This window comes from Amycolatopsis panacis (assembly GCF_003600245.1).
Classification (GTDB): Bacteria; Actinomycetota; Actinomycetes; order Mycobacteriales; family Pseudonocardiaceae; genus Amycolatopsis; species Amycolatopsis sulphurea.
In genome coordinates this window covers 1-21,779 of the sequence record NZ_QZFV01000135.1, presented here as the reverse complement: position 1 = coordinate 21,779, position 21,779 = coordinate 1, and the positions used below count along the sequence as shown (strand labels likewise).

Below are 21,779 nucleotides of genomic sequence, written 5' to 3'. Positions count from 1 at the left end.
GAGGTCTGTGAAGGGACCCTTCACGGACTCTGAGTCTGTGAAGGGTCCCTTCACAGACCCGAAACCGGTCCGGCGCACGCCACGAGGTGGTCGCACACACCTCCGCATCGCCCACTGCCGGGTCCCCGACCAACTTTGCCGGGGCCCTGGACTCAATGGCTGTGAAGGGACCCTTCACAGCCATTGAGCGAGCCGCGCCCCGGGGCGACTTTCGCCGGTTACAGCGAGCTGATCAGCCGCTCCACCCGCTCGTCGACGGACCGGAACGGGTCCTTGCACAGCACGGTGCGCTGGGCCTGGTCGTTCAGCTTGAGGTGCACCCAGTCCACGGTGAAGTCCCGCCCGGCGGCCTGCGCGGCGGCGATGAAGTCGCCGCGCAGCTTCGCGCGGGTGGTCTGGGGCGGGGTGTCCTTGGCGACCTCGATCTCGCCGTCGTCGGTGACCCGCTGGACCAGTCCCTTGCGCTGCAGCAGGTCGAACACGCCCCGGCCGCGGCGGATGTCGTGGTAGGCCAGGTCGATCTGCGCCACCCGCGGGCTGGACAGGTCGAGGTCGTGCTTGGCGCGGTAGCGCTCCACCAGCCGGTGCTTGATCGCCCAGTCGATCTCGGTGTCGATCTTGCTGAAGTCCTGCACCTCGACCGCTTCCAGCGCGCGGCCCCACAGTTCCACGACCCGTTCGTTGGCCGGGGTGGAGCCGTTCTCCTTGAGGTGGGCCACGGCGCGGGCGTGGTACTCGCGCTGGATGTCCAGCGCCGAGGCCTCCCGCCCGCCGGCGAGACGGACCTGGCGGCGGCCGGTGAGATCGTGGCTGATCTCGCGGATCGCGCGGATCGGGTTGTCCAGGGTGAAGTCCCGGAACTGCACGCCGGCCTCGATCATCTCCAGCACCAGGTTCGCGGAGCCGATCTTGAGCATGGTGGTCGGCTCGGCCATGTTGGAGTCGCCGACGATCACGTGCAGCCGCCGGTAGCGCTCGGCGTCCGCGTGCGGTTCGTCGCGGGTGTTGATGATCGGCCGCGAGCGGGTGGTGGCGCTGGAGACGCCCTCCCAGATGTGCTCGGCGCGCTGCGACAGGCAGTACACCGCCCCGCGCGGGGTCTGCAGCACCTTGCCGGCGCCGCAGATCAGCTGTCGGGTGACCAGGAACGGCAGCAGCACGTCGGCGATCCGGGAGAACTCCCCGGCCCGGGTGACCAGGTAGTTCTCGTGGCAGCCGTAGGAGTTGCCGGCCGAGTCGGTGTTGTTCTTGAACAGGAAGATGTCCCCGCCGATGCCCTCGTCCGCGAGCCGCCGCTCGGCGTCGGTGAGCAGGTCCTCCAGGATCCGTTCGCCGGCCTTGTCGTGGGTGACCAGCTGGGTCAGGTCGTCGCATTCCGCGGTCGCGTACTCCGGGTGCGAGCCCACGTCGAGGTAGAGGCGGGAGCCGTTGGAGAGGAACACGTTCGACGAGCGTCCCCAGGAGACGACCCGCCGGAACAGGTAGCGCGCGACCTCGTCCGGGGAGAGCCTGCGCTGGCCGTGGAAGGTGCACGTGACCCCGAACTCGGTCTCGATGCCAAAGATCCGCCGCTGCATTCCCCCAGAGTAGGCGCTGAACCCCGGTGGAAGGTGCGCCGTTCGGGCGTCGACACGCGGTCGGTACGTTGCGTGGGGTGAGAAAGTGCCCGAAACTGGTCGCCATGGGCGATCCGGACCCGCTGCCGCGCCCCCGCCCCGCCTCCCCGCTGCACCGCTTCGGTGAGGCGTTTCGCCAGGTGGGAGCCCATGACCGGGAGCTGGTGCGGCGAAGCGCGGCCCTGCCGCGGACCGGTGCCGACGACCTGCTGACGCTGCTGTCGCGGAGTGCGGACAAATCGCGGCTGTGGTGGGGCGTGGCGGCCGTGCTCGCGGTCCGCAAGGGCCCTGCCCGGAAGGGTGCGCTGCGCGGGATCGCGGCGGTCGCCGGGGCGAGCGCGGTGGCGAATCTGGTGGGCAAACCGCTGTTCCCCCGTCGCCGTCCGGCCGCGCACGAGGTGCCCGGGCATCGCCGGCTGCGCCGCCCGCCCACGTCCTCGTCGTTCCCGTCCGGGCATGCCGCGTCGGCGGCCGCGTTCGCCACTGCCGTGGCGATGGAGTCCCCACGCGCCGGGCTCGCGCTGTTCCCGCTGGCCGGGCTGGTGGCGTACTCCCGCGTGCACACCGGGGTGCACTGGCCCAGCGACGTCGGTGCCGGGCTGGTCATCGGCGCGGCGGCGGCCACGCTGACCCGGCACTGGTGGCCGTTGCGCCCCGAGATGCGTGCCCGCACCGCGCATCAGGCGGAGGCGCCGCTGATGGTCGACGGCGAGGACATGCTCGCGCTGGTCAACCCGCGTTCCGGGATCGACGGCCAGGACCCGACCGAGGACGTCCGCTACGCCTGGCCCAAGGCCGTCCTGCGGTATCCGGATCCCGGGCGTGACCTGCGTGATCAGCTGGCCGAGGAGATCGACGCGCACGGCGGTGTCCGCGCGCTCGGCGTGGCCGGCGGCGACGGCACCGTCGCGTCGGTCGCGTCGCTCGCCGCCGAACGGGGGCTCCCGCTCGCGCTCATTCCCACCGGCACCCTCAACCACTTCGCCCGCGACGTCGGTGTCCGCTCGATGCCGGACGCGGACGAGGCCACCGAGGGCGGCCACGCGGTCGGGATCGATCTCGGCGAGGTCGAGATCAGCGGCGCAGGCGGGCCGGGGCACCGCTGGTTCGTGAACACCGCGAGTCTCGGCGGCTACCCGGAAATGGTGCGGATGCGGGAGAAACTCCAGGAAAAGCATCCGAAATGGCCGTCCGCCGCGATCGCGCTCGCCCGGGTGCTGCGCCGGGCCAAGCCGCTGCACGCGGAGCTGAACGGTGAGACCGTAGCGTTCTGGCTGCTCTTCGTCGGCAACGGCACGTACGCCCCCAAGGGCTTCGCCCCGTCCCGGCGGCCCGCCCTGGACACCGGTCTGCTCGATGTGCGCTATCTGCGTGCGGATGTGCCGTATTCGCGGGCGCGGTTCCTGCTCGCGATGCTCACCGGCAGCCTGCACGCCAGCCACGTCTACCGGCAGCGCGATCTGCCGGAACTGCACGTCCGGCTGCACGACGGGCACCGCCGCGTCGCCACTGACGGCGAGGTCGGCCCGCTCGGGCGGGAATTCCGTTTCCGGTCCCGGCCCAGCGCGTTGACCATCTACCGCAACCCGGATCCGGCCGGGTGATTCCTCACCGCGGTTGACCGGTCCTTTACCCGCTCTCAACGAATCCACAGCGCCGCGTTCCTAACCTGATCTTCGAGGCGCGGGCGATCCTGCCCGCGCCCGATTTTCGTGGCAGGGGCTCGAGCGTGCGTTTCCTTTCCCGTGGCGGTCGCGGCTGCCCGGCTGCGGCGGTCCGGTGATGGTCCTGCGGGGCGTGGACCCGGTCCTGCCGCCCTCGGTCACCTCGCAGGCCCGTGATCTCGGCCCGCTCGAATCGCCGTTGATCTGGCTGACCGCGGCGGGCGCGGCGGTGGCCGTGCTGGCGGTGACCATCGCGCTCGCGCACCATCGCCGGTTCCGCCGCTGGGGGATCACCGGTACCGCGGTGCTGGTCCTGATCGCCGTGATCACCGCGGTCAACACCTACGTCGGCTACGTGCGTACCCCGTCCGACCTCGGGCGGCTGCTGGAACGAAGCGGCGACGCCGCCTCGGCCGCGGGCAGCCTGCTCACCGGGGACAGCGACGACGGCTCCGGCCCCACCCAGGCCGTCGCTGGCAAGGCGCCGGCCGGCCAGAGCGGCGAACGGACCGAGGTGCTGAGCCTGCCCGACCCGGCGCACGCGGTGCCCTCCGGCGACAACTACGTGATCCTCCCGCCCGGCTACTCCGATCCGGCGCAGGCCCACCGCCGCTACCCCGTCGTCTATCTCATCCACGGCTACCCCTTCGGCGGCCCCACCGACTGGCTGACCTCCGGCGACGCCCCGGGCACCCTCCGCAGCCTGGAGGAAGCCCACGTCATCGAGCCGATGATCGTGGTCAGCGTCGACCTGACCGCCGGCCAGCCCAGCGTCGACTGGGAATGCCTGAACGTGCCCGGGGGGCCACAGCTGGAGACCTACCTGGCGCAGACCATCGTCAAAGGCGTCGACCAGCGCTACCGCACACTGCCCGACCGCGGCCACCGCGCCCTCGGCGGCATGTCCGGCGGCGGCTTCGGGGCGCTCAACATCGGCCTGCACCGCCTCGGCGAATTCGGCACCCTGCTGATCGCCCTGCCCTACGACGACCTCAACGACTCCGTGGGCATCCTGAACGGCAATCAGGCCGCGATCGCGGCGAACACGCCCCGCAAGTACCTGCAGACCATGCCGTTCCCGCAGCCGATCTCGGTGATGCTCGCCGTCGGCACGGGTGCCCCCACCGACGTGGCCACCGCACGCCGCATCGCCGGGGACTTTCACCGCCGCGGCCAGAACGCCGTCGTGCACGCCGAACACGGGTTCAACCACACTTGGCACACCGCCCGCGCCACACTGCCGTACCTGCTGGCCTTCGCCGACCAGAATTTCCGCGCCGCTCCCAAGACTTCCTGAACGGCCCCGGGAAAGAATTTCCGCCGGAGGTGTCCGTCCCGGCGCCCGCCGTTCGTGGTGAGGTCGTACGGCCACCCGGGCCACACGCGACCTGCAAGGGAGCCCGACAGAAGTACCTGCTGCTGGTGCACGCCTCCGCGCTCGAAGACAACGCCAGCCCGGTCGGCCGCGAACCGGCCGATTGGATCGCCTACGACAAGGAGGTCCGCGACGCCGGCGTGGTCGTCTCCGGCGAATCGCTCGCCGACCTCGTCACCGCCGAACCGCTCTTACGCGACTACCACCCGTACGCCATGGCCCGCGCCGACCTGCTCGAACGCCTCGGCCGCCGCACCGAAGCCGCCGACGCCTGCCGTCACGCACTGGCCTCGGCCCGCATCGAGGCGGAACGAACCTTCGTCCACCGCAGGCTCACCGCCCTCGACGGACCGACGACCGCCCGCTGAATACCAGCCGGTGTTTCCGAAACAACACCATGCACAAAAGGAGCCGTTCGCACCCACTTACTACTGCATTCCGGGGGTCTTTACCGGCGATTCCTTGAGCCGCCGACGAATTCCGAACTAGTGTCTTCCAGTGCGCGCATCCGCGCGGCACAAACGGCACATTCCGGAGGTCTCGGTGAAATTTGTCCGCCTGGTCAAGAACGTTCTGCCCACCAAGAGTCTCAAGGCCTACGCCTGGTACAACTGGCTCTGACCAGAGCAGATCCGATCAGGGGTGGCGGCGTCCGCGCCGCCACCCCGCGCGGAGAGAAGGAGCTCCGGTGACCGTTCCCACCCGCAGTGAAAACGAACGAGCAGTCATTTTCAACCCACGAATGCACGAACTTCTCGACCGATTCCGCGGACAAGCCCTCTTCCGCCTGGAACCGGACACCGTCGGCATCGCCGGCGCCGCATTGATGGATTCCGTGCTGCGCAGCCGACCCGCCGGAGCCGACGAACGCCCGACCTTCCAACCGGTCCTCGGCCGCCCGATCACCCGAACCCAATCCGCCACCCTGATGCGAGCCCTCGGCGCGGACGTCCGCACCGCACTCGACAAACCCCTCGGCACCCCCGACCTCACCGGCACCTGGCCCCGAACACCGCACCACTACCTGCGCGAACTCGTCTTCGGCCCGGAACGACCCGCCCTGCGAGCCCTCACCGACCGCCGCCTCGAACTCACCCCGAAATTCACCTGGGCAGCCGTCGTCGCAGCAGCCGCGCTCCGCCCCGGACCTCGCCACCGCACCGCACTGTCCACTTTGGCCACCACCGTGCAGAAGGCCGACACCTACACCGAACGCCGCTTCGCCCTCTACCTCTACCGCCGCATGGCCGCACCGATCTGCTTCACCGTCGCCGCCCTCGTCACCAACGCCCTCTGGCTCGCCGCCCCCCTCGACGACGACACCCCCACCGAACACATCCTGCACGAAACCCTCCGGCTGCTCCCACCCTCCTGGAACATCCTCCGCCGGCACTCCCCCGAATTCCCGCCCCTGTCCCCCCACCTCCGACCGGACGACGACCTCCTCCTACTCCCCCTGCTCAGCCACCGCGACCCGGCCCACTGGCACAACCCCGACGACTACCGACCGGCCCGCTGGCGCCACCTCGACCCCGACGACCACCCCGGCTACCTGCCCTTCGGCCACGCCGGCGAGCGCTGCTGGGGCAGGCACCTCGTCCTCCCGCTGGCCACCCGCTTGCTCGATCTCGCCCGCCGCGACCGGCTCACCATCGACCCCCGCCAGACCCGCGCCCGCGTCCACCTCCACGGACTCCTCGAAGTATCCGACGTCCACGTCACCCGCCAACCCGGATAGCGAAAGAGGGGCCGCCCGCACCCGCGGACGACCCCTCTTTCGCAGCACACCACGATCACTCCGGCGCGGCGCCACCCTCCGGCGCATCACCGTCGTCGGCAGCCCCATCCTCCTGCGGCGCCGGCAACAACGCCTCCAGCGCCGCCCCGGACAACCGCCGGAACGCCCGCCGCGGCCGCGCCCGGTCCAGGACCGCCACCTCCAGCTTGATCTGATCCGCCTCCGCCGCCGCACCATTCCCGTTCGACGAAGTCGCACTCGCCCGCAACCCCTCGATCGCGGTCGCCAGCGCCACCGGCAGCTCATGCCCGGGATCCACCGAATCCTTCAGCTTCGCGCTGATCGGCTCCGTCTGACCACCCATCACCACGAACGGCGACTCATCGAAAATCGACCCGTCGAACGTCAACCGGTACAGCTGATCCTCCGCCGCGGTCGCCCCCACCTCCGCCACGCACACCTCCACCTCGAACGGCTTCAGCTGCTCGGTGAAGATACTGCCCAGCGACGCCGCGTACGCATTCGCCAGCGCCCGCGCACTCACATCCCGCCGGTCGTACTGATACCCCTTCAAATCCGCATGCCGGATCCCCGCCACCCGCAGATTCTCGAACTCCGAATACCGGCCCACCGCGGCGAACCCGATCCGGTCATAGATCTCCGACACCTTGTGCAAGGTCGCCGACGGATTCTCCGCCACGAACAGCACCCCGCCGGAATACTTCAACACCACCACACTCCGGCCACGCGAAATCCCCTTCCGCGCCAGCTCGGAACGCTCCCGCATCAACTGCTCGGGAGAGGCATACAACGGCATCGTCACGGTGTCGGCTCCACGTTCTCCGGCGTACCGGCGCTCGAATGATCAGCGTGCAGGAACATCAGCGGCCTCACACCGGCCGGTGGTGATTACGCTCGGCCCGGCCGGCCACCACCGCCTCCGCCACCACCGCGGTCCGCTCCGCGGGCACCTGCACCGCACCCTGCTCCGCGGTGATCGTGATGACACTCGGGAAAATCCGCCGCACCAGATCCGGCCCGCCACTCGCGGTGTCGTCATCCGCCGCGTCGTACAACGCCTCCACCGCGGTCCGCACCGCCGCTTCCTCGTCCGCATCCGGGTCGTACAGCTTCTTCAACGCCGACTTCGCGAACAGCGAACCCGACCCGACCCCCGCGAACCCGGCGTTCTCCTCATACCGGCCACCCGCCGGGTCATACGACACGATCCGGCCCGCATGCTTCGCGTCCTCGGCCTCCAAGTCGTACCCCACGAACAACGGCACCACGGCCAGCCCCGCCATCGCCATCTCCAGATTGGCCTTCACCATCCCGGCCAGCTTGTTCGTCTTGCCGTCCAGCGACAGCGACACACCCTCGATCTTCTCGTAGTGCGCCAGCTCCACCGCGTACAACCGGACCATCTCCACGGCCAGCCCCGCCGTACCGGCGATACCCACCGCCGAATACTCGTCGGTGACGTGCACCTTCTCGATGTCCCGGCTCGCGATCAGATTCCCCGACGTCGCCCGCCGGTCACCCGCGATCAGCACCCCGCCCGCGAACGTCAGCGCCACGATCGTCGTCCCGTGCGGCACATCCAGCCCCGCACCCGCCGGCACCCGCCGCGCCGGCAGCAACTCCGGCGCGGCCACCCGCAGGAAATCCGCGAACGACGACGAAGCCGGCGAGAAGTACGCCGACGGCAGGCCAGGCCCGGAAAAACCCGCCCCAGCGGAGGTGTTGTCCATACGTGCTCTGGTTCCCATCTCTCCCGTGGTCCCGCACCGCCGGCACCCTCAGGGCACCGGCGGCACCGGGCTTGCCTCCCACCCCGCGGCACCGGCCCCACTCCGGACCCGGCACCACGGGCCGCGGCTACTCGCCGCCCTTCTGCACGTACGCGCGAACGAAGTCCTCGGCGTTCTCCTCCAGCACGCCGTCGATCTCGTCCAGGATCGTGTCCACGTCCTCGCCGAGCTTCTCGCGCCGCTCCTGACCGGCAGCGGCCGCGTCGTCCTCAGGGCCGCTCTCGTAGCCGCTGTCATAGCCTTCGTCGTCGCTGTGCTTGTCGACTCGCTCTTGCGCCATGTCGCCTCCCTGGTGTGGCCACTGGACCTAAGCCTACCCAGCAGGACCGACAATCGGCGCCCCCCGCGCCCGGCCCGCCCCGGTTTCGGCCTAGTCCGAACCGGTGATCGCCTCGACCAGCTCCTCCGCCGTCGCCGAAGCGTCCAGCAACCTCCCCACATGCGCCTTCGTCCCCCGCAACGGCTCCAGCGTCGGAATCCGCACCAGAGACTCCCGGCCCACATCGAAAATCACCGAATCCCACGAGGCCGCCGCAATCGAAGCCGCATACTTCTCCAGCGCCCGCCCCCGGAAATACGCCCGGGTATCCGACGGCGGCGTGGTCACCGCCGCCCGCACCTGCTCCTCGGTCACCAGCCGCTTCATCGAACCCCGCGCGACCAGCCGGTTGTACAGTCCCTTCGCCAGCCGCACGTCCGAATACTGCAGATCCACCAGCCGCAACCGCGGCGCACCCCAGCCCAGCCCGTCCCGCTCCCGGAACCCCTCCAGCAACCGCAGCTTCGCCGGCCAGTCCAGCCGATCCGCACACTCCGCCGGATCCCGCGACAACGCGTCCAGCACCTCACCCCAGACCCGCAGGACCTCCTTGCCCGCCTCGTCCGCGCCGATCCGCTCCAGATTCGCCGTCACCACCTCGTGATAGGCGTACTGCAGGTCCAACCCGGTGAACTTCTTCCCGTTCGCCAGCTCCACCTTCACCTTCAACGCCGGATCGTGACTGATCCGGTGCACCGCCCGCACCGGCTCGTCCAGCTTCAGATCGTCGAACCGGATCCCCGCCTCGATCAGATCCAGCACCAGCGCCGTCGTCCCGACCTTCAGATAGGTCGAATACTCCGCCAGGTTCGCATCCCCCACGATCACATGCAGCCGCCGGTACTTGTCCGCATCCGCGTGCGGCTCGTCCCGAGTGTTGATGATCCCGCGCTTGAGCGTGGTCTCCAGCCCGACCTCGACCTCGATGTAATCCGCCCGCTGCGAGAGCTGGAACCCCGCCTCCTCGCTCTGCTGCCCGATCCCCACCCGGCCCGACCCGCACATCACCTGCCGCGACGCGAAGAACGGCGTCAACCCGGCGATCACCGCCGTGAACGGCGTCGACCGCGCCATCAGATAGTTCTCGTGCGTCCCGTAACTGGCGCCCTTGCCGTCCACGTTGTTCTTGTACAACTGCAACGGCGGCTGCCCGGGCACGGTGGCCGCCTTCAACGCGGCCTCCTCCATCACCCGCTCGCCCGCCTTGTCCCAGATCACCGCGTCCCGCGCGTTCGTGACCTCCGGCGCCGAATACTCCGGATGCGCATGGTCCACATACAACCGCGCACCGTTGGTCAGGATGACGTTCGCCGCCCCCAGATCCTCCACGTCCGGATCGTGCCCCGGCCCGCCCGGACCGCTCAGATCGAACCCGCGCGCATCCCGCAGCGGCGACTCGACCTCGTAATCCCAGCGCGCCCGGCGCGCCCGCGGAATCTCCGCCGCGGCCGCGTAGGCCAGCACCACCTGGGTCGAGGTGAGCACCGGGTTCGCCGTGGCATCCCCGGGCACGGCGATGCCGTATTCGACTTCGGTTCCCATGATCCGACGCATGTCCTCCACCCTACGGGGTGGCCGCGTGCGACGATGCCCCCATGCCAGGCAGTGACGAACTCGTTGCCCTCTATGACCAGCACGGCCACGTGACCGGTCAAGCCCTCCGCTCCCGCGTCCGCGCCGAAGGCCTCTGGCACGCGGCCGGCGTCGTACTCGTCCGATCAGGCGACGGCCGGTCGGTGTACGTGCACCTGCGCACCGCCGGCAAGGACATCTTCCCCACCACCTGGGACTGCTGGGCAGGCGGAATCGTCGCCGCGCGCGAAACCCCGGCCGCCTGCGCCCGCCGCGAACTCGCCGAAGAACTCGGCATCCACGGAGTGGAACCCGTGCCCCTGTTCACCCACGTCTACGACGAAGGCACCATCCACTGCCACAACTTCGCCTACGAAGTCCGCTGGGACGGCCCGATCCACCACCAGCCCGAGGAAATCGCCGAAGGCCACTGGCTGCCCCTGGACCGGCTGCGCGCCTGGATCGACGACCCCGCCCGCCCCTTCATCCCCGACGGCCGCACGGGCATCCAGGAATGGTTCCGCCGCTACGGCTGAACCGACGCAACCCCAGCCAGCCTCGCCGCGAGCTTCGGCACCAGCCGCTTCGCCGCATCCTGCGCCCGCGCCGGCGTACTCGCCGCCACGCTCAACGCCGACACCACATTTCCCTTGGCCAGCAACACCGAACACGTCGCACCCTCGCACCACGCCCGCTGCGCCGCCACCCCCTCCGCGACCGGCAACGACACGACCACACCGCCACACTTCGCACCCGACACCACCGCCGCACCCACCCGATCCGGGTAAGACGTCACCTCGTTCGTCAGCACCGAACCACTCGGATACACCCAGCTCGCCGACTGCCGCACGCCGGCGGCAAGCCCGCCGAGACACCCGGAAACCCGGCCACCACCGGGCCGCACACCTTCCTCGGCAACGTCCTCATCGGACAGCACCACCGCCCGCGGATCGACCGCCACCCGCGACGGCGTCGCGACCGAGGTTGACGGACGCACCGGGGCACTGCTCGTCTCCGGAGCAGGCGAAGGATCGTCGTAATAGGTCTCGAGATTGTTCGGCCGGTTCCCGCAGCCGGCCAGAGTCAGCGCCCCCAGCCCGACCAGAACGGCCACCGCCGGAACCTGCCGATGACGCACCCAGACCCCTCCGCACGCTCCGCGGCCGGGCCACCCCCGGGCGCGCAATGCGCCCGAGAGTAGTGCAGCAGATCAATTCCACCGAAGGTGGGACCGCTGCGCCCAATACTCCCGCGAATCCTCCGCCAACCCCGGCAACGCGGCCAGCCCCGCACGCGGCACCCGCACCGCCGCCAGGTTCGCCCTCAGCTGCGCTGGACTCGACGGCCCGAGCACCGCCACCGACGCCCACTCCTGCGCGAGCACCGCGGCCACCGCCACCGCATCCGGCCCCACCCCGTACTCGGCCGCCAGCCGGCGCACCGGCTCCGGCGCTTCCACCGCGAGCCGCCCGTTCGCCAGAGTTTCCTTCACCAGCACGCGGTTCCCCGCCGCCCGGGCCTCCGCCAGCGCGGCTCCGGCGGACGGTTCGAGCACGTTCCAAGTGGACTGCACCGCCGAAAACACCGGCTGCCCACCCACTTCCAGCTCGAACGCCCGGCGCACCGCATCCGCCTGCGCCGGCCCGGACGTGGAGAAGCCGACCTCGACGCCCGCCGCGGAAAGCCCGGCGAGCGCGTCGAGCAACGGCCGATCTGTGAACAGTGGACTGTCCACAGTGAGCGAATGAACCTGGTAAAGACCGACCTGTCCGCCGAGCAGCTCCCGGGTCCGCGCCCACTGCTCGGTAAACCGCGCCAGGCTGTGCTCTTTGACCTCGTGCACTTCGGCGTCCAGCCGCCAGTCCCCGACGTAGCGGTAACCCCATTTGCTGGACACGAAGATGTCCTGATGCCCGCGCGCCGCGAGCCAGTCGCCGAGGAACTCTTCGGAGCGCCCGTAGGACCTCGCGACATCGACCCAGCGCACCCCGGCCCGGTACGCCTCGTCGAGCACGGCGTGGGTCGCTGCTCGCATCGCGGCTACGTCCCGCTCCGGCGGCAGGTCGCGGCCCAGGTTGAGATAGGCCGGACGGCCGAGCGCGGCCAGTCCCACCGCGATGCGCTCCATCAGGATCTCCTTGTCGGTGCGGTCTTTTGTTTGTGCAGGCAGTGAAATCGTTTACTCATCGCCTGCGGTATAGGGCGTTATACACCTTGTTGGTGGCGGAGAATGGCCAGCCATTGGCTGGAGTTCTGGGCTTGCCGGTGAAGTTTTTCGAGGCGGGCGGCGGGGGCTCGGACGTAGCCTTTGCCGAAGACCGGGGCGATCTGGCGGAGGCTGGCGCCTTCTTCGCGGGCGGCGAGCAGTGCCCAGTCGGAGGCGTCCGCGCAGGCGGCGGAGGCGCGGCGGAGTTCGCCCAGCAGCTCGATGAGGTCGGTGGCGTTCAGCTCCCCCGCCCGGAGGGCCGCGGCCGTGGTTTCCAGCCAGGCAAGGATGTCGGCTTCGGTGACCGGTGGACGTGGCCGTGCGTCATCAGTGCTCACAGCATCGGAGTATAGGACGTTATACGCCGTCCTCCGATCAGGCTTCCCAGACAGGGCCCGAAATTCGCAGGGTGATTTACCTCACAACACGGTTCGAGGGCCTGCCGGACGACGCCGGCAGGCCCTCGAACGCGGGTGTCCTACAGGTACTGACCGGTGTTCGTGGCAGTGTCGATCGCCCGCCCCGATTCCTGGTTCTTCCCGGTGACGAGGGTGCGGATGTAGACGATCCGCTCCCCCTTCTTGCCGGAGATCCGGGCCCAGTCGTCCGGGTTGGTGGTGTTGGGCAGGTCCTCGTTCTCCGCGAACTCGTCCACGATCGCGTCCAGCAGGTGCTGCACGCGCAAGCCGGGCTGCTGGGTCTCCAGCACCGACTTGATCGCCGACTTCTTCGCCCGGTCCACGATGTTCTGGATCATCGCGCCCGAGTTGAAGTCGCGGAAGTAGAGCACTTCCTTGTCCCCGTTGGCATAGGTGACCTCGAGGAACCGGTTCTCGTCGCTCTCCTCGTACATTCGCTCCACGGTGTGCTGGATCATCGCGTCGAAGGTGGCCTTCTGGTCCCCGCCGAACTCGGCGAGGTCGTCGGCGTGGACCGGCAGGCCTTCGGCGAGGTACTTGGAGAAGATGTCCTTGGCACCCTCCGCGTCCGGCCGTTCGATCTTGATCTTCACGTCCAGCCTGCCGGGCCGCAGGATCGCCGGGTCGATCATGTCCTCGCGGTTGGAGGCGCCGATGACGATGACGTTCTCCAGACCCTCGACCCCGTCGATCTCCGAGAGCAGCTGCGGCACGATGGTGGTCTCCACATCGGAGGACACGCCCGAACCGCGGGTGCGGAAAATCGAGTCCATCTCGTCGAAGAACACGATCACCGGGGTGCCCTCGGAGGCCTTTTCCCTGGCCCGCTGGAAGATCAGCCGGATCGAGCGCTCGGTCTCGCCGACGAACTTGTTCAGCAGCTCCGGGCCCTTGATGTTGAGGAAGTAGGACTTGCCGTCCTCCTCCTCGCCGCGGGCCTGCGCGACCTTCTTGGCCAGGGAGTTCGCCACCGCCTTGGCGATCAGCGTCTTCCCGCAGCCCGGCGGGCCGTAGAGCAGCACGCCCTTGGGCGGGCGCAACTGGTACTGCTGGTAGAGGTCGGCGTGCAGGAACGGCAGTTCCACCGCGTCGCGGATCTGCTCGATCTGCCGGGACAGGCCGCCGATGTCCTCGTAGCGGACGTCCGGCACCTCCTCCAGCACGAGGTCCTCGACCTCGGCCTTCGGCACCCGCTCGTAGGCGTAGCCCGCCTTTGAGTCGACCAGCAGCGAGTCACCGGGTTTGAGGGTCTGCCCGGCCAGCGGATCGGCCAGCAGCACCACCCGTTCCTCGTCCGCGTGCCCGACCACGAGCGCCCGCGGGCTGGCGCCCTCGACGTCCGGGGCGAGCACCTCGCGCAGCGCGCACACCTCGCCGGTGCGCTCGAAATCCCCGCCCTCGACGACGGTGAGCGCCTCGTTGAGCCGCAGCGCCTGGCCGCGGCTCAGCTCGGAGATCTCCACCGCGGGCGAGACCGAGACCCGCATCTTGCGGCCCGCGGTGTACACATCCACCGTGTTGTCCTCGTACGCGGTGACGAACACCCCGTAGCCGCTCGGTGGCTGCGCCAGCCGATCGACCTCCTCGCGCAGGGCCAGCAGCTGACCGCGGGCCTCACGGAGGGTCTCCACCAGTTTCGTGTTGCGTTCGGTGAGCTGATTCACCCGTTCCGTCGCCTCGGCGAGGCGTTGTTCCAGAACGCGGTTCTGGCGGGGTGAATCGGTGAGCCTGCGGCGCAGCAGCGCCACTTCCTCCTCGAGAAAGCGGATCTGCCGGGCCTCCTCGTCGCTCGTCTGCCCTGCTCCGCTCGTTGCTGAAGGGTCGGCCTCCTCGCGCCGACCTCCGGGAAGGTCATGGTGCATCGGGCACCTCCTCGGAGTGCTTTTCATTCCACGGTACCGGCGATCACCGACAATAAAAGGCCTTTCCGCATCACAAGATCGGCGCGTCGCGGTTTCCCGGCCCGCCCAGCACGGCCGCGGGCACCGCGCAAGCGTCCGTTTCGGTACCGCGAACCGGCGCGATCGGCACCGCGCGTGTCCCGGCGGCGGGCCGGCCTCGAATCCGGGCTAAACGGACAGGTTCCGGACTGGCGGCGGCGGAGGGGTCCGAGCTTGGCTAGCATCCCCCTGACCACCGCCACGGTGGGCTTGGGGAACCAGGACGACGAGTAAGCAGGGGGCACCGAGATGACCTACCCGCCGCAGCACGGCGGCCAGCAGCCGAATCCCTACGGCCGGCAACCCGGCGGGCAGCCGCAGTCCGGTGGCTGGCCGCAGGCACCGGGCGGGCAGCCAGGCCAGCCGCAACCCGGGCCGCAGCCCGGCGGGTGGAACCAGGGCGGCCAGCCACCGGGTTGGGACCCGAACGCGCCACAGCAGCCCGCGTGGGACCCGAATTCGCCGCAGCAGCAACAGCCCGGCTGGGATCCGAACGCACCGCGGCAAACGCCGGGATGGGACCAGGGCGGCCAGCAACCGCCGCCCGGCTGGCAGCAGCCCGGCCAGTTCCCCCAGCAAGGCTGGCAGCAGCCCGGACCGGGACAGCCCGGCTTCGGTGAGTTCGGCCCGCAGCCGCCGAAGAAGAAAAAGACCGGGCTGATCGTCGGTCTCGCGGTCGGTGCCGTGGTGGTCGCCGGCGGGGTGGTCGCGCTCGTGATCAGCCTGTCCGGGGACGACTCGGGCAAGAGCGACAGCGCGAGTGCGCCGTCCTCGTCCGCCGCGCCGGTCCAGCCCGGCGGGCCGCGCAGCAGCGCGCCCGGCAGCAGCCGGTCCAGCGCGCCGTCCGCCGGCGGGATCGGTGACTCCCCGGCGCCGAGCGGAAAGGCATCCTCGGCCGAGCTGTTCGACGCGGTCGCCCAGGCCTATAACAGGTCCGACGGCAACACCGTGTTCTCCATGCTGTGCACCAGCCTCACCAAAGGCCAGCGGCAGCCCAAGGACGCGCTGCCCCCGGACGTGCAGTTCCAGCTCACCGGCAGCCCGCAGGACAGCGGCGACCAATCCACGGTCCGGTACCGGGTAACGCACTCCGGCAAGACCAACGACGGCACCCTCACCGGCTACCGGCAGAGTGGCTCGTGGTGCATCGGGAAGGTCGCCGCGGACCACCCGTGAGGACCCGGCCGGCCGCGGCGCTGGCCGTGCTCGCGGCACTCGTGCTCGGCGGAGTCCTCGGCCTGTTCCTCGTGAGCGGGCCGGGGACCGCCGAGCACGAGACCCCGCCACCACCGGCGACGCCCCACACGGGCTCCCCCGCCCCGGATGCGGATCGCGTGGCCACCACGGTGGTCGCGAACGCGCTCGTGCAGGCGATGTCCGCCTCGGACACCGCGGAGTTCGCGACGCTCACCTGCCGCCCGCAGGGCAAGGAGGCGCTCGCCGGGCTACAGGCCCGCTGGGACGCGGCCGGGCCGATGCGCGCGAGCGTTGCCTCGCCACCGGTGGTCTCCGGCGACGAGGCGTCGGTGACTGTCCGCGTCGAAGCCTCGGGCGGACACAAGGACACGGCCTTCCCGCTCCGCCGGGTGCACGGCCGGTGGTGCCTCGCCGACTAGCGTTCCCGGCGAGCGGCGGCGCTAACCCTTGCCCTTGCTGGGACGGCGCGAGACGCGCGGGGAGACCGTGCCGTCGGCGAGCCGCCGCGCGGTCAGCAGAAAGGCCGTGTGCGCGACCATCCGGTGGTCGGGCCGTACCGCGAGCCCGACTACGTGCCACGGCCGCACCAGCGACTCCCACGACTCCGGCTCGGTCCAGCATTGCTGTTCCCGCAACGACTCCGTCACCCGGGACAGCTGGGTCACCGTCGCCACGTACACCGTGAGCACTCCCCCGGGCACCAAGTGCCGGGCGACGTTCGGCAGCTGATCCCACGGGGCGAGCATGTCCAGCACGACCCGGTCGACCTCGCCCTCGTGCGAAGCCAAGTCGGCGACGGTCAGCGTCCAGGTGTCCGGCTTCTCGCCGAAGAACTTCTCCACGTTGCGCGCGGCGTGCTCCGCGTGATCGTCGCGGATCTCGTAGGAGTACACGTGCCCGGCGGGGCCGACTGCCCGCAGCAGCGAGCAGGTCAGCGCCCCCGAACCGGCGCCGGCCTCCAGCACGCGGGCGCCTGGGAAGATGTCGCCCCACATCACGATCTGGGCGGCGTCCTTCGGGTAGATCACCTGGGCGCCGCGTGGCATCGACAGCACGTAGTCCGGCAGCAGCGGGCGCAGCGCGAGATAGTTGCTGCCGCCCGCGGAGGTGACCACGGATCCTTCCGGGAGCCCGATGAGCTCGTCGTGCGCGAGTGCGCCGCGGTGCGTGTGGTACTCCCCGCCCTCGGCCAGCGTGAGGGTGTAGTGCCGGCCTTTCGAGTCCGTCAGCTGAACCCGGTCACCTGCACGAAACGGTCCGCTGACCGACAACTTCTTCCTCCACTGCGCACATTTCTTCGACAACCCGGGCGTCCCGACGTCCGGAGGGGAATCCTTGCAGGCCGTCCGGCCGGTCCGGTGCCCGGGTACGCGCTCAGGCCCGGCGGCGGGCGTGCATCAGCGCGGCGCGCAGATCCTCACGGCGCAGCACCCCGGACGGGCGGCCCTCGTCGTCGACGACGAGGAACTGCCAGGCGGGCGTCTCCCGGACGTGCTCGGCGATCTCCTCGCCCGGTTCCGAGGACAGCAGCACGGTCTCCGCGCGGATCGGTTCCGCGGCGAGTTCGGCCGGAGCGTGCGGAGTGGTGCCGGCCAGCTGCTGGGCCGCCTGCTCGTCCAGCAGGCCCGCGGCGACGCCGTCCGCGCGCACCAGCACCACACCCCGGCCGGCCGAAGCGGCCAGCGCGTCGGACACCGGGCTCTCCGCGGGCAGTTGCAGCACCGGCCGGACCAGATCGGCCAGCTGCAATCCTTCCGGCCACCCACGGCGTGCTTCGGCGGCCAGCTCCGAACGTGCGCCGAGGATCACGAACCACGCGGTCACCACGCAGACCCCCAGCCGCAGCCAGCGATCCGGGCTCTGCGTGGCCAGCCCCCACAGCGCCCAGACGATCAGCGCGGTCGCCACCAGCGCGCCACCGGCGACCGCCGCGCGGGTGCCTTTGGCACGCTTGCCGGTCGCCGCCCATACCCCGGCGCGCACGAGCCGTCCGCCGTCCAGCGGCAGACCGGGCAGCAGGTTGAACACGCCGACCGCGAGGTTCGCCACCGCGCATTCGGCGACCAGCAGCCAGACCGGCCCGTCCGGCGGCACGGCGAACAACAGCAGCGCGCAGAATCCGCCCAGCAGCAGGGAAACGATCGGCCCGGCGGCGGCGACCAGCCCTTCCTGACCCGGACGGCGCGGGGTACGGGCCACTTCGGACAGCCCGCCGAGCAGGAACAGCCGCAGCCGCCGTACCGGGATCCCGAGCCGCAGCGCGACCACGCAGTGGCCCAGCTCGTGCGCCAGCACGGACAACCCGAGCAGCACCGCGAACGCTGCGGCCAGCAGCCACGAGGTGAATGTGGACACGTCCGGCAGCAACCGCCCGACCAACGGCGCGTAGAGCACCACGATGACCAGCGAGCCAACCCACCAGGACGGGGCGAGCAGGACCGGCACCCCGCCGATCCGGAACAGCAGTAGCCCGCCGTCCCCACCGGCGGCCTGCCGCGCGGGCCCGGCACCGTGCTGACTGGTCGCGGCCATGCCGATCAGCGTAGAGGCCCCGATGTGGGAAGCAGGTGACCCGGTCTGCCCAGACGAGTGGTGTCCGCCGCGTTCGCTGAGAGGGAAAGGCTGTGAAGGTGGCCTTCACAGCCTTTGGGTCCAGGGTTCCGGCAAAGTCGGTGTAGAGGTCCGTGAAGGGACCCTTCACGGACTCAGCGGCTGTGAAGGGTCCCTTCACAGACCCGAAACCGGTCCGGCGCACGCCACGAGGTGGTCGCACACACACCTCCGCATCGCCCCACCGCCGGGTCCCCGACCAACTTTGCCGACACCCTGGACGCTGGGGCCGTGAAGGCCACCTTCACAGCCGCTGGTCCGGACGTGCGGGCGAGGATCGGCACGCGCCGGGTGCGTGGCGGTGGCGCGGAACTGTCGGTGCCCGGCGCTACGCTCTGGCCATGTCCGATACCGCCACGGTCACCAGTCCCCCGGACACCGGGACGGACGCCGCCCCGGCCCGGCGGCGGCCCGCGTTGTCGCCGTCCCGGGCGAGCGACTTCAAGCAGTGCCCGCTGCTCTACCGGTTCCGCGCGGTCGACCGACTGCCGGAGGTACCCACGCGAGCTCAGGTGCGCGGCACGCTCGTGCATGCCGTGCTGGAGCGCCTCTTCGCGCTGCCCGCCGCCGAGCGGCTCGCGCCGCGAGCCAAGGAACTGCTCGAACCCACCTGGGCCGAGCTGTCCGAGGCGAGTCCGGAGTGGACGGAGCTGTTCGCGGAAGAAGGGCAGGGCACCGCCAAGGAACCCGACGTCGCCGGATGGCTCACCTCCGCGGAGAAGCTGCTCGACGCCTACTTCGACCTGGAAGACCCGCGCCGGCTGGAGCCGGAGGCCTGCGAGCTGCACGTGGAGATCGAGCTGGGCTCGGGGGTGCGGCTGCGCGGTTACATCGACCGGGTGGATGTCGCGCCCACCGGCGAGATCCGGGTCGTGGACTACAAGACCGGCGCCGCGCCGCGTGAGATCGGCGAGGCCAAGGCGCTGTTCCAGATGAAGTTCTACGCGGTCGTGCTGTGGCGGCTGCGCGGAGTGGTCCCGCGTCAGCTCAAGCTCATGTACCTGACCGACGGGCAGTCGCTGGCCTATACCCCGGAAGAGGCCGAGCTGGTGCGGTTCGAGCGCACCCTGGAGGCGATCTGGCAGGCGATCCTGCGGGCGGGCAGGAGCGGCGACTTCCGGCCCAGCAAGAGCAAACTCTGTGCCTGGTGCGATCACCAGGCACACTGCCCGGAGTTCGGCGGCACCCCGCCGGACTACCCGGGCTGGCCCGAGCCCGATCCGGGCGAGGAGACCGCACTGGACCGGGCCGACTGATGGCCGACGCGTTCTACCTCCCCCTCGGCGACGAGCGCTACGCGGCCACCGAGCACACCAGCGGTCCCTGGGATCCGCGCGCACAGCATTTCGGCCCGCCCTCCGCGCTGCTGGTGCGCGGGCTGGAGCGGATCGAGGCACCCCATCCGGCTCAGCTGGCCAGGGTGACCGTGGAGATCCTCGGCCCGGCGCCGGTGGCCGAGCTGACCCAGCGGTCCTGGATCGAGCGGCCGGGCCGCTCGGTCGAACTGCTGGTCTCCGAGCTGTCCGCGCAGGGCAAACTGGTCGCCCGCGCCGCCGCCTGGCGCATCGGCACCACCGACACCACCGCGATCGCCACCGACGCGGGCCCGCTGCTGCCCGCCCCCGACGCCGGGCAGACCACCGAGTTCCCGCTCGGCTGGGAAGGCGGCTACCTGCAAGCGATCGAATGGCGGGGAGTGCGCGGCGCGGTCAACAGCCCCGGCCCCGCCGCGGTGTGGGCCCGGCAGCGGATCCCCTTGGTGGACGGTGAGGAGCCGAGCGGCCTGCAGCGGCTGTTCACCATCGCCGACTCGGGCAACGGCGTCTCGCATTTCCTCGACACCGCCCGGTGGTGGTTCATCAACTCCGAACTCACCGTGCACCTGCGCCGGGTGCCCGAGGGCGAGTGGATCGGGCTGGACGCGGTGACCCTGCTCGGACCGCACGGCGTCGGCACCGCCACGAGCACCCTGCACGACGGTTCCGGTCCGGTCGGCACCGGCGCGCAGGCGTTGATGGTCCGGCAGCGACAGGCCGGGGGCGGATGAGCGCGCCCCGGCACGCGGGTCCGATACCCTTCGCGGAACGATCGACAAGGAGCGCTCCGGCATGCAGATCACCTCGGTGGTCAACCAGAAGGGCGGGGTGGGCAAGACCTCGCTGAGCGTGGGCGCGGCCGCGGCGCTGGCCGAACGGGGCAGGCGCGTGCTGCTGGTCGACCTCGACCCGCAGGGGCACGCGACCACCGAGATGCTCGGCATGGCCGAGGTCCCGGCCGAAGGCCCCACCCTCGCCAAGGCGCTCACCAAGCGGTGGAAGGGCCCGGTCGAGGAACTGGCCGTGCCGCATCCGCGCAGCAACATCGGCCGGGGCGGGCGGCTCGACGTGATCCCGACCTCCACCGGGATGTTCGATCTGATCCGCAGGCTCGACCAGTTCCGGGTGCCCGGCTGGCAGTTGGCCAGGGTGATCCAGTTCGCGCACTACGACCACGTGGTGATCGACTGCCCCCCGGCGCAGGACGTGCTGACCAACAACGCACTCGCCGCCTCGCACGGCATCCTGGTGCCGGTCCAGCCGGACAAGACGAGCATCCGCGCGCTGCGGCTGCTGGCCGACCAGGTCCGGTACGTGGAGCAGACCACCGGCCGCGGCCCGATCTCCTGGTACGGCATCGTGCCCGGCCTCTACCGCCGGCCGATCTCCCACTACGCGGCGGCGGCGTTGCAGGAGATGGCCTCCTTCGGCGTGCCGATGCTCTCGCACGTCCCGCTCGGCGTGGTGATGAACGAGGCGGCGGCGCACGGCGTGCCGGTGACCACCTATGCGCCGGAGACCGTGCAGGCCGTCTCGTTCCGGGAGATCGCCGCGACGCTCGACGGGTACCTCGCCCAGCACCCCGGCCCGACAGAGGTCCCGGCGGACGAGGAGTTCGTGTTCGAGGACTTCATCTCCGAGGTCGCCGTCGCCCGCAATGTCAACGACAACGGCGCCCGGAAGAAGCTCTACGACCTGATGCCCAAGCGGCGGCGGTAGGATCGCCGTCGTACTCCTGCGGCGGGGTCCGGACGTCAGCCGGGACGAGTTGTTCGAGTTCGTCTGACGCCGGCGGATGTCGAGTTCGTCGTTCCTGGCCGGCGGTAATGCGAAATGCAGCGGCGGGTGCAGGCTGACCAGGACGCGAGTCAGGGTGTCGGCAAAGTTGGTCGGGGACCCGGCAGTGGGCGATGCGGAGGTGTGTGCGACCACCTCGTGGCGTGCGCCGGACCGGTTTCGGGTCTGTGAAGGGTCCCTTCACAGACTCAGAGTCCGT

General features: G+C 70.4%; 22 protein-coding genes. 11 read left to right on the top strand and 11 right to left on the bottom strand.

The window, feature by feature from the left end:
- Window positions 1-218 precede the first annotated feature (218 nt).
- Window positions 219-1,577 carry a Pup--protein ligase gene (pafA, locus tag D5S19_RS28775; RefSeq protein WP_120026511.1) on the bottom strand — a complete coding sequence of 453 codons (1,359 nt, stop codon included), beginning with the start codon at window positions 1,575-1,577 and terminating at the stop codon, window positions 219-221.
- Window positions 1,578-1,681: 104 nt separating this feature from the next.
- Here pafA and D5S19_RS28770 point away from each other — a divergent pair, with 104 nt between their 5' ends.
- The 5 genes from D5S19_RS28770 (at window position 1,682) to D5S19_RS28755 (ending at window position 6,393) form a co-directional block, all read left to right on the top strand.
- A complete protein-coding gene (locus tag D5S19_RS28770) occupies window positions 1,682-3,220 on the top strand; it encodes a bifunctional phosphatase PAP2/diacylglycerol kinase family protein (RefSeq protein WP_120026510.1) in 1,539 nt (512 codons plus the stop codon).
- A gap of 178 nt (window positions 3,221-3,398) precedes the next feature.
- Complete coding sequence (locus D5S19_RS28765; RefSeq protein ID WP_120026509.1) at window positions 3,399-4,577, top strand: alpha/beta hydrolase; 1,179 nt, start codon at window positions 3,399-3,401, stop codon at window positions 4,575-4,577.
- Between the two features lie 29 nt (window positions 4,578-4,606).
- A complete protein-coding gene (locus D5S19_RS28760) occupies window positions 4,607-5,023 on the top strand; it encodes a hypothetical protein (protein WP_120026508.1) in 417 nt (138 codons plus the stop codon).
- 130 nt (window positions 5,024-5,153) lie between these two features.
- Window positions 5,154-5,276, top strand: coding sequence for a tryptorubin family RiPP precursor (locus D5S19_RS33410; RefSeq protein ID WP_233574224.1), 123 nt, complete (start codon window positions 5,154-5,156; stop codon window positions 5,274-5,276).
- Window positions 5,277-5,343: 67 nt separating this feature from the next.
- Window positions 5,344-6,393, top strand: coding sequence for a cytochrome P450 (locus tag D5S19_RS28755; RefSeq protein WP_233574223.1), 1,050 nt, complete (start codon window positions 5,344-5,346; stop codon window positions 6,391-6,393).
- Between the two features lie 55 nt (window positions 6,394-6,448).
- Here D5S19_RS28755 and prcA read toward each other — a convergent pair whose 3' ends face one another.
- The 4 genes from prcA to dop all read right to left on the bottom strand — a co-directional run bounded on the left by prcA (window position 6,449) and on the right by dop (window position 10,077).
- Complete coding sequence (prcA, locus tag D5S19_RS28750) at window positions 6,449-7,216, bottom strand: proteasome subunit alpha (RefSeq protein ID WP_120026506.1); 768 nt, start codon at window positions 7,214-7,216, stop codon at window positions 6,449-6,451.
- A gap of 67 nt (window positions 7,217-7,283) precedes the next feature.
- The gene (gene prcB, locus D5S19_RS28745; RefSeq protein WP_120026505.1) at window positions 7,284-8,144 is read right to left on the bottom strand and encodes a proteasome subunit beta; all 861 of its coding nucleotides are present in this window, start codon (window positions 8,142-8,144) and stop codon (window positions 7,284-7,286) included.
- 127 nt (window positions 8,145-8,271) lie between these two features.
- Window positions 8,272-8,484: a ubiquitin-like protein Pup gene (locus D5S19_RS28740; RefSeq protein ID WP_098510018.1), complete on the bottom strand. Its 213-nt coding sequence runs from the start codon at window positions 8,482-8,484 to the stop codon at window positions 8,272-8,274.
- Between the two features lie 90 nt (window positions 8,485-8,574).
- Window positions 8,575-10,077 carry a depupylase/deamidase Dop gene (gene dop, locus D5S19_RS28735; RefSeq protein WP_120026504.1) on the bottom strand — a complete coding sequence of 501 codons (1,503 nt, stop codon included), beginning with the start codon at window positions 10,075-10,077 and terminating at the stop codon, window positions 8,575-8,577.
- Window positions 10,078-10,118: 41 nt separating this feature from the next.
- On the opposite strand from dop, the gene D5S19_RS28730 reads away from it, so the two are divergent.
- On the top strand, window positions 10,119-10,631 hold the full coding sequence (locus D5S19_RS28730) for an NUDIX hydrolase (protein ID WP_120026503.1): 513 nt from the start codon (window positions 10,119-10,121) through the stop codon (window positions 10,629-10,631).
- Here D5S19_RS28730 and D5S19_RS28725 read toward each other — a convergent pair.
- The 4 genes from D5S19_RS28725 to arc all read right to left on the bottom strand — a co-directional run bounded on the left by D5S19_RS28725 (window position 10,622) and on the right by arc (window position 14,582).
- On the bottom strand, window positions 10,622-11,233 hold the full coding sequence (locus tag D5S19_RS28725; RefSeq protein ID WP_120026502.1) for a hypothetical protein: 612 nt from the start codon (window positions 11,231-11,233) through the stop codon (window positions 10,622-10,624). The genes D5S19_RS28730 and D5S19_RS28725 overlap by 10 nt on opposite strands.
- 72 nt (window positions 11,234-11,305) lie before the next feature.
- On the bottom strand, window positions 11,306-12,223 hold the full coding sequence (locus D5S19_RS28720; RefSeq protein ID WP_120026501.1) for an aldo/keto reductase: 918 nt from the start codon (window positions 12,221-12,223) through the stop codon (window positions 11,306-11,308).
- 77 nt (window positions 12,224-12,300) lie between these two features.
- Window positions 12,301-12,639, bottom strand: a complete 339-nt coding sequence (locus D5S19_RS28715; protein WP_120026500.1) for a hypothetical protein — start codon at window positions 12,637-12,639, stop codon at window positions 12,301-12,303.
- A gap of 140 nt (window positions 12,640-12,779) precedes the next feature.
- The gene (gene arc / locus D5S19_RS28710; protein WP_120026499.1) at window positions 12,780-14,582 is read right to left on the bottom strand and encodes a proteasome ATPase; all 1,803 of its coding nucleotides are present in this window, start codon (window positions 14,580-14,582) and stop codon (window positions 12,780-12,782) included.
- Between the two features lie 327 nt (window positions 14,583-14,909).
- Between arc and D5S19_RS28705 the strand changes: the two genes are divergently transcribed.
- Entirely contained in the window at window positions 14,910-15,836 is a 927-nt protein-coding gene (locus D5S19_RS28705; RefSeq protein ID WP_120026498.1) for a hypothetical protein, read from the top strand.
- Window positions 15,833-16,276: a hypothetical protein gene (locus tag D5S19_RS32195; RefSeq protein WP_158605666.1), complete on the top strand. Its 444-nt coding sequence runs from the start codon at window positions 15,833-15,835 to the stop codon at window positions 16,274-16,276. Before D5S19_RS28705 ends, D5S19_RS32195 begins: the two co-directional genes overlap by 4 nt.
- Window positions 16,277-16,297: 21 nt before the next feature.
- Here D5S19_RS32195 and D5S19_RS28695 read toward each other — a convergent pair whose 3' ends face one another.
- Entirely contained in the window at window positions 16,298-17,128 is an 831-nt protein-coding gene (locus D5S19_RS28695) for a tRNA (adenine-N1)-methyltransferase (protein WP_120026496.1), read from the bottom strand.
- Window positions 17,129-17,231: 103 nt separating this feature from the next.
- Window positions 17,232-18,389, bottom strand: a complete 1,158-nt coding sequence (locus tag D5S19_RS28690; RefSeq protein WP_120026495.1) for a M50 family metallopeptidase — start codon at window positions 18,387-18,389, stop codon at window positions 17,232-17,234.
- A gap of 419 nt (window positions 18,390-18,808) precedes the next feature.
- Between D5S19_RS28690 and D5S19_RS28685 the strand changes: the two genes are divergently transcribed.
- The 3 genes from D5S19_RS28685 to D5S19_RS28675 all read left to right on the top strand — a co-directional run bounded on the left by D5S19_RS28685 (window position 18,809) and on the right by D5S19_RS28675 (window position 21,502).
- On the top strand, window positions 18,809-19,723 hold the full coding sequence (locus D5S19_RS28685) for a RecB family exonuclease (protein ID WP_120026494.1): 915 nt from the start codon (window positions 18,809-18,811) through the stop codon (window positions 19,721-19,723).
- Window positions 19,723-20,514, top strand: a complete 792-nt coding sequence (locus D5S19_RS28680; RefSeq protein ID WP_120026493.1) for a thioesterase family protein — start codon at window positions 19,723-19,725, stop codon at window positions 20,512-20,514. Before D5S19_RS28685 ends, D5S19_RS28680 begins: the two co-directional genes overlap by 1 nt.
- 61 nt (window positions 20,515-20,575) lie before the next feature.
- The gene (locus D5S19_RS28675; protein WP_120026492.1) at window positions 20,576-21,502 is read left to right on the top strand and encodes a ParA family protein; all 927 of its coding nucleotides are present in this window, start codon (window positions 20,576-20,578) and stop codon (window positions 21,500-21,502) included.
- Window positions 21,503-21,779 lie beyond the last annotated feature (277 nt).

Bases quoted from the DNA above. Each gene is read 5' to 3' on its own strand.
- D5S19_RS28740 (WP_098510018.1), bottom strand. From the start codon at position 8,484: ATGGCGCAAGAGCGAGTCGACAAGCACAGCGACGACGAAGGCTATGAC.
- D5S19_RS28675 (WP_120026492.1), top strand. From the start codon at position 20,576: ATGCAGATCACCTCGGTGGTCAACCAGAAGGGCGGGGTGGGCAAGACC.
- D5S19_RS28680 (WP_120026493.1), top strand. From the start codon at position 19,723: ATGGCCGACGCGTTCTACCTCCCCCTCGGCGACGAGCGCTACGCGGCC.
- dop (WP_120026504.1), bottom strand. From the start codon at position 10,077: ATGCGTCGGATCATGGGAACCGAAGTCGAATACGGCATCGCCGTGCCC.
- prcB (WP_120026505.1), bottom strand. From the start codon at position 8,144: ATGGACAACACCTCCGCTGGGGCGGGTTTTTCCGGGCCTGGCCTGCCG.
- arc (WP_120026499.1), bottom strand. From the start codon at position 14,582: ATGCACCATGACCTTCCCGGAGGTCGGCGCGAGGAGGCCGACCCTTCA.
- D5S19_RS28765 (WP_120026509.1), top strand. From the start codon at position 3,399: ATGGTCCTGCGGGGCGTGGACCCGGTCCTGCCGCCCTCGGTCACCTCG.
- D5S19_RS28685 (WP_120026494.1), top strand. From the start codon at position 18,809: ATGTCCGATACCGCCACGGTCACCAGTCCCCCGGACACCGGGACGGAC.
- pafA (WP_120026511.1), bottom strand. From the start codon at position 1,577: ATGCAGCGGCGGATCTTTGGCATCGAGACCGAGTTCGGGGTCACGTGC.
- D5S19_RS28705 (WP_120026498.1), top strand. From the start codon at position 14,910: ATGACCTACCCGCCGCAGCACGGCGGCCAGCAGCCGAATCCCTACGGC.
- D5S19_RS28730 (WP_120026503.1), top strand. From the start codon at position 10,119: ATGCCAGGCAGTGACGAACTCGTTGCCCTCTATGACCAGCACGGCCAC.
- D5S19_RS28770 (WP_120026510.1), top strand. From the start codon at position 1,682: ATGGGCGATCCGGACCCGCTGCCGCGCCCCCGCCCCGCCTCCCCGCTG.
- D5S19_RS28690 (WP_120026495.1), bottom strand. From the start codon at position 18,389: ATGGCCGCGACCAGTCAGCACGGTGCCGGGCCCGCGCGGCAGGCCGCC.
- D5S19_RS28720 (WP_120026501.1), bottom strand. From the start codon at position 12,223: ATGGAGCGCATCGCGGTGGGACTGGCCGCGCTCGGCCGTCCGGCCTAT.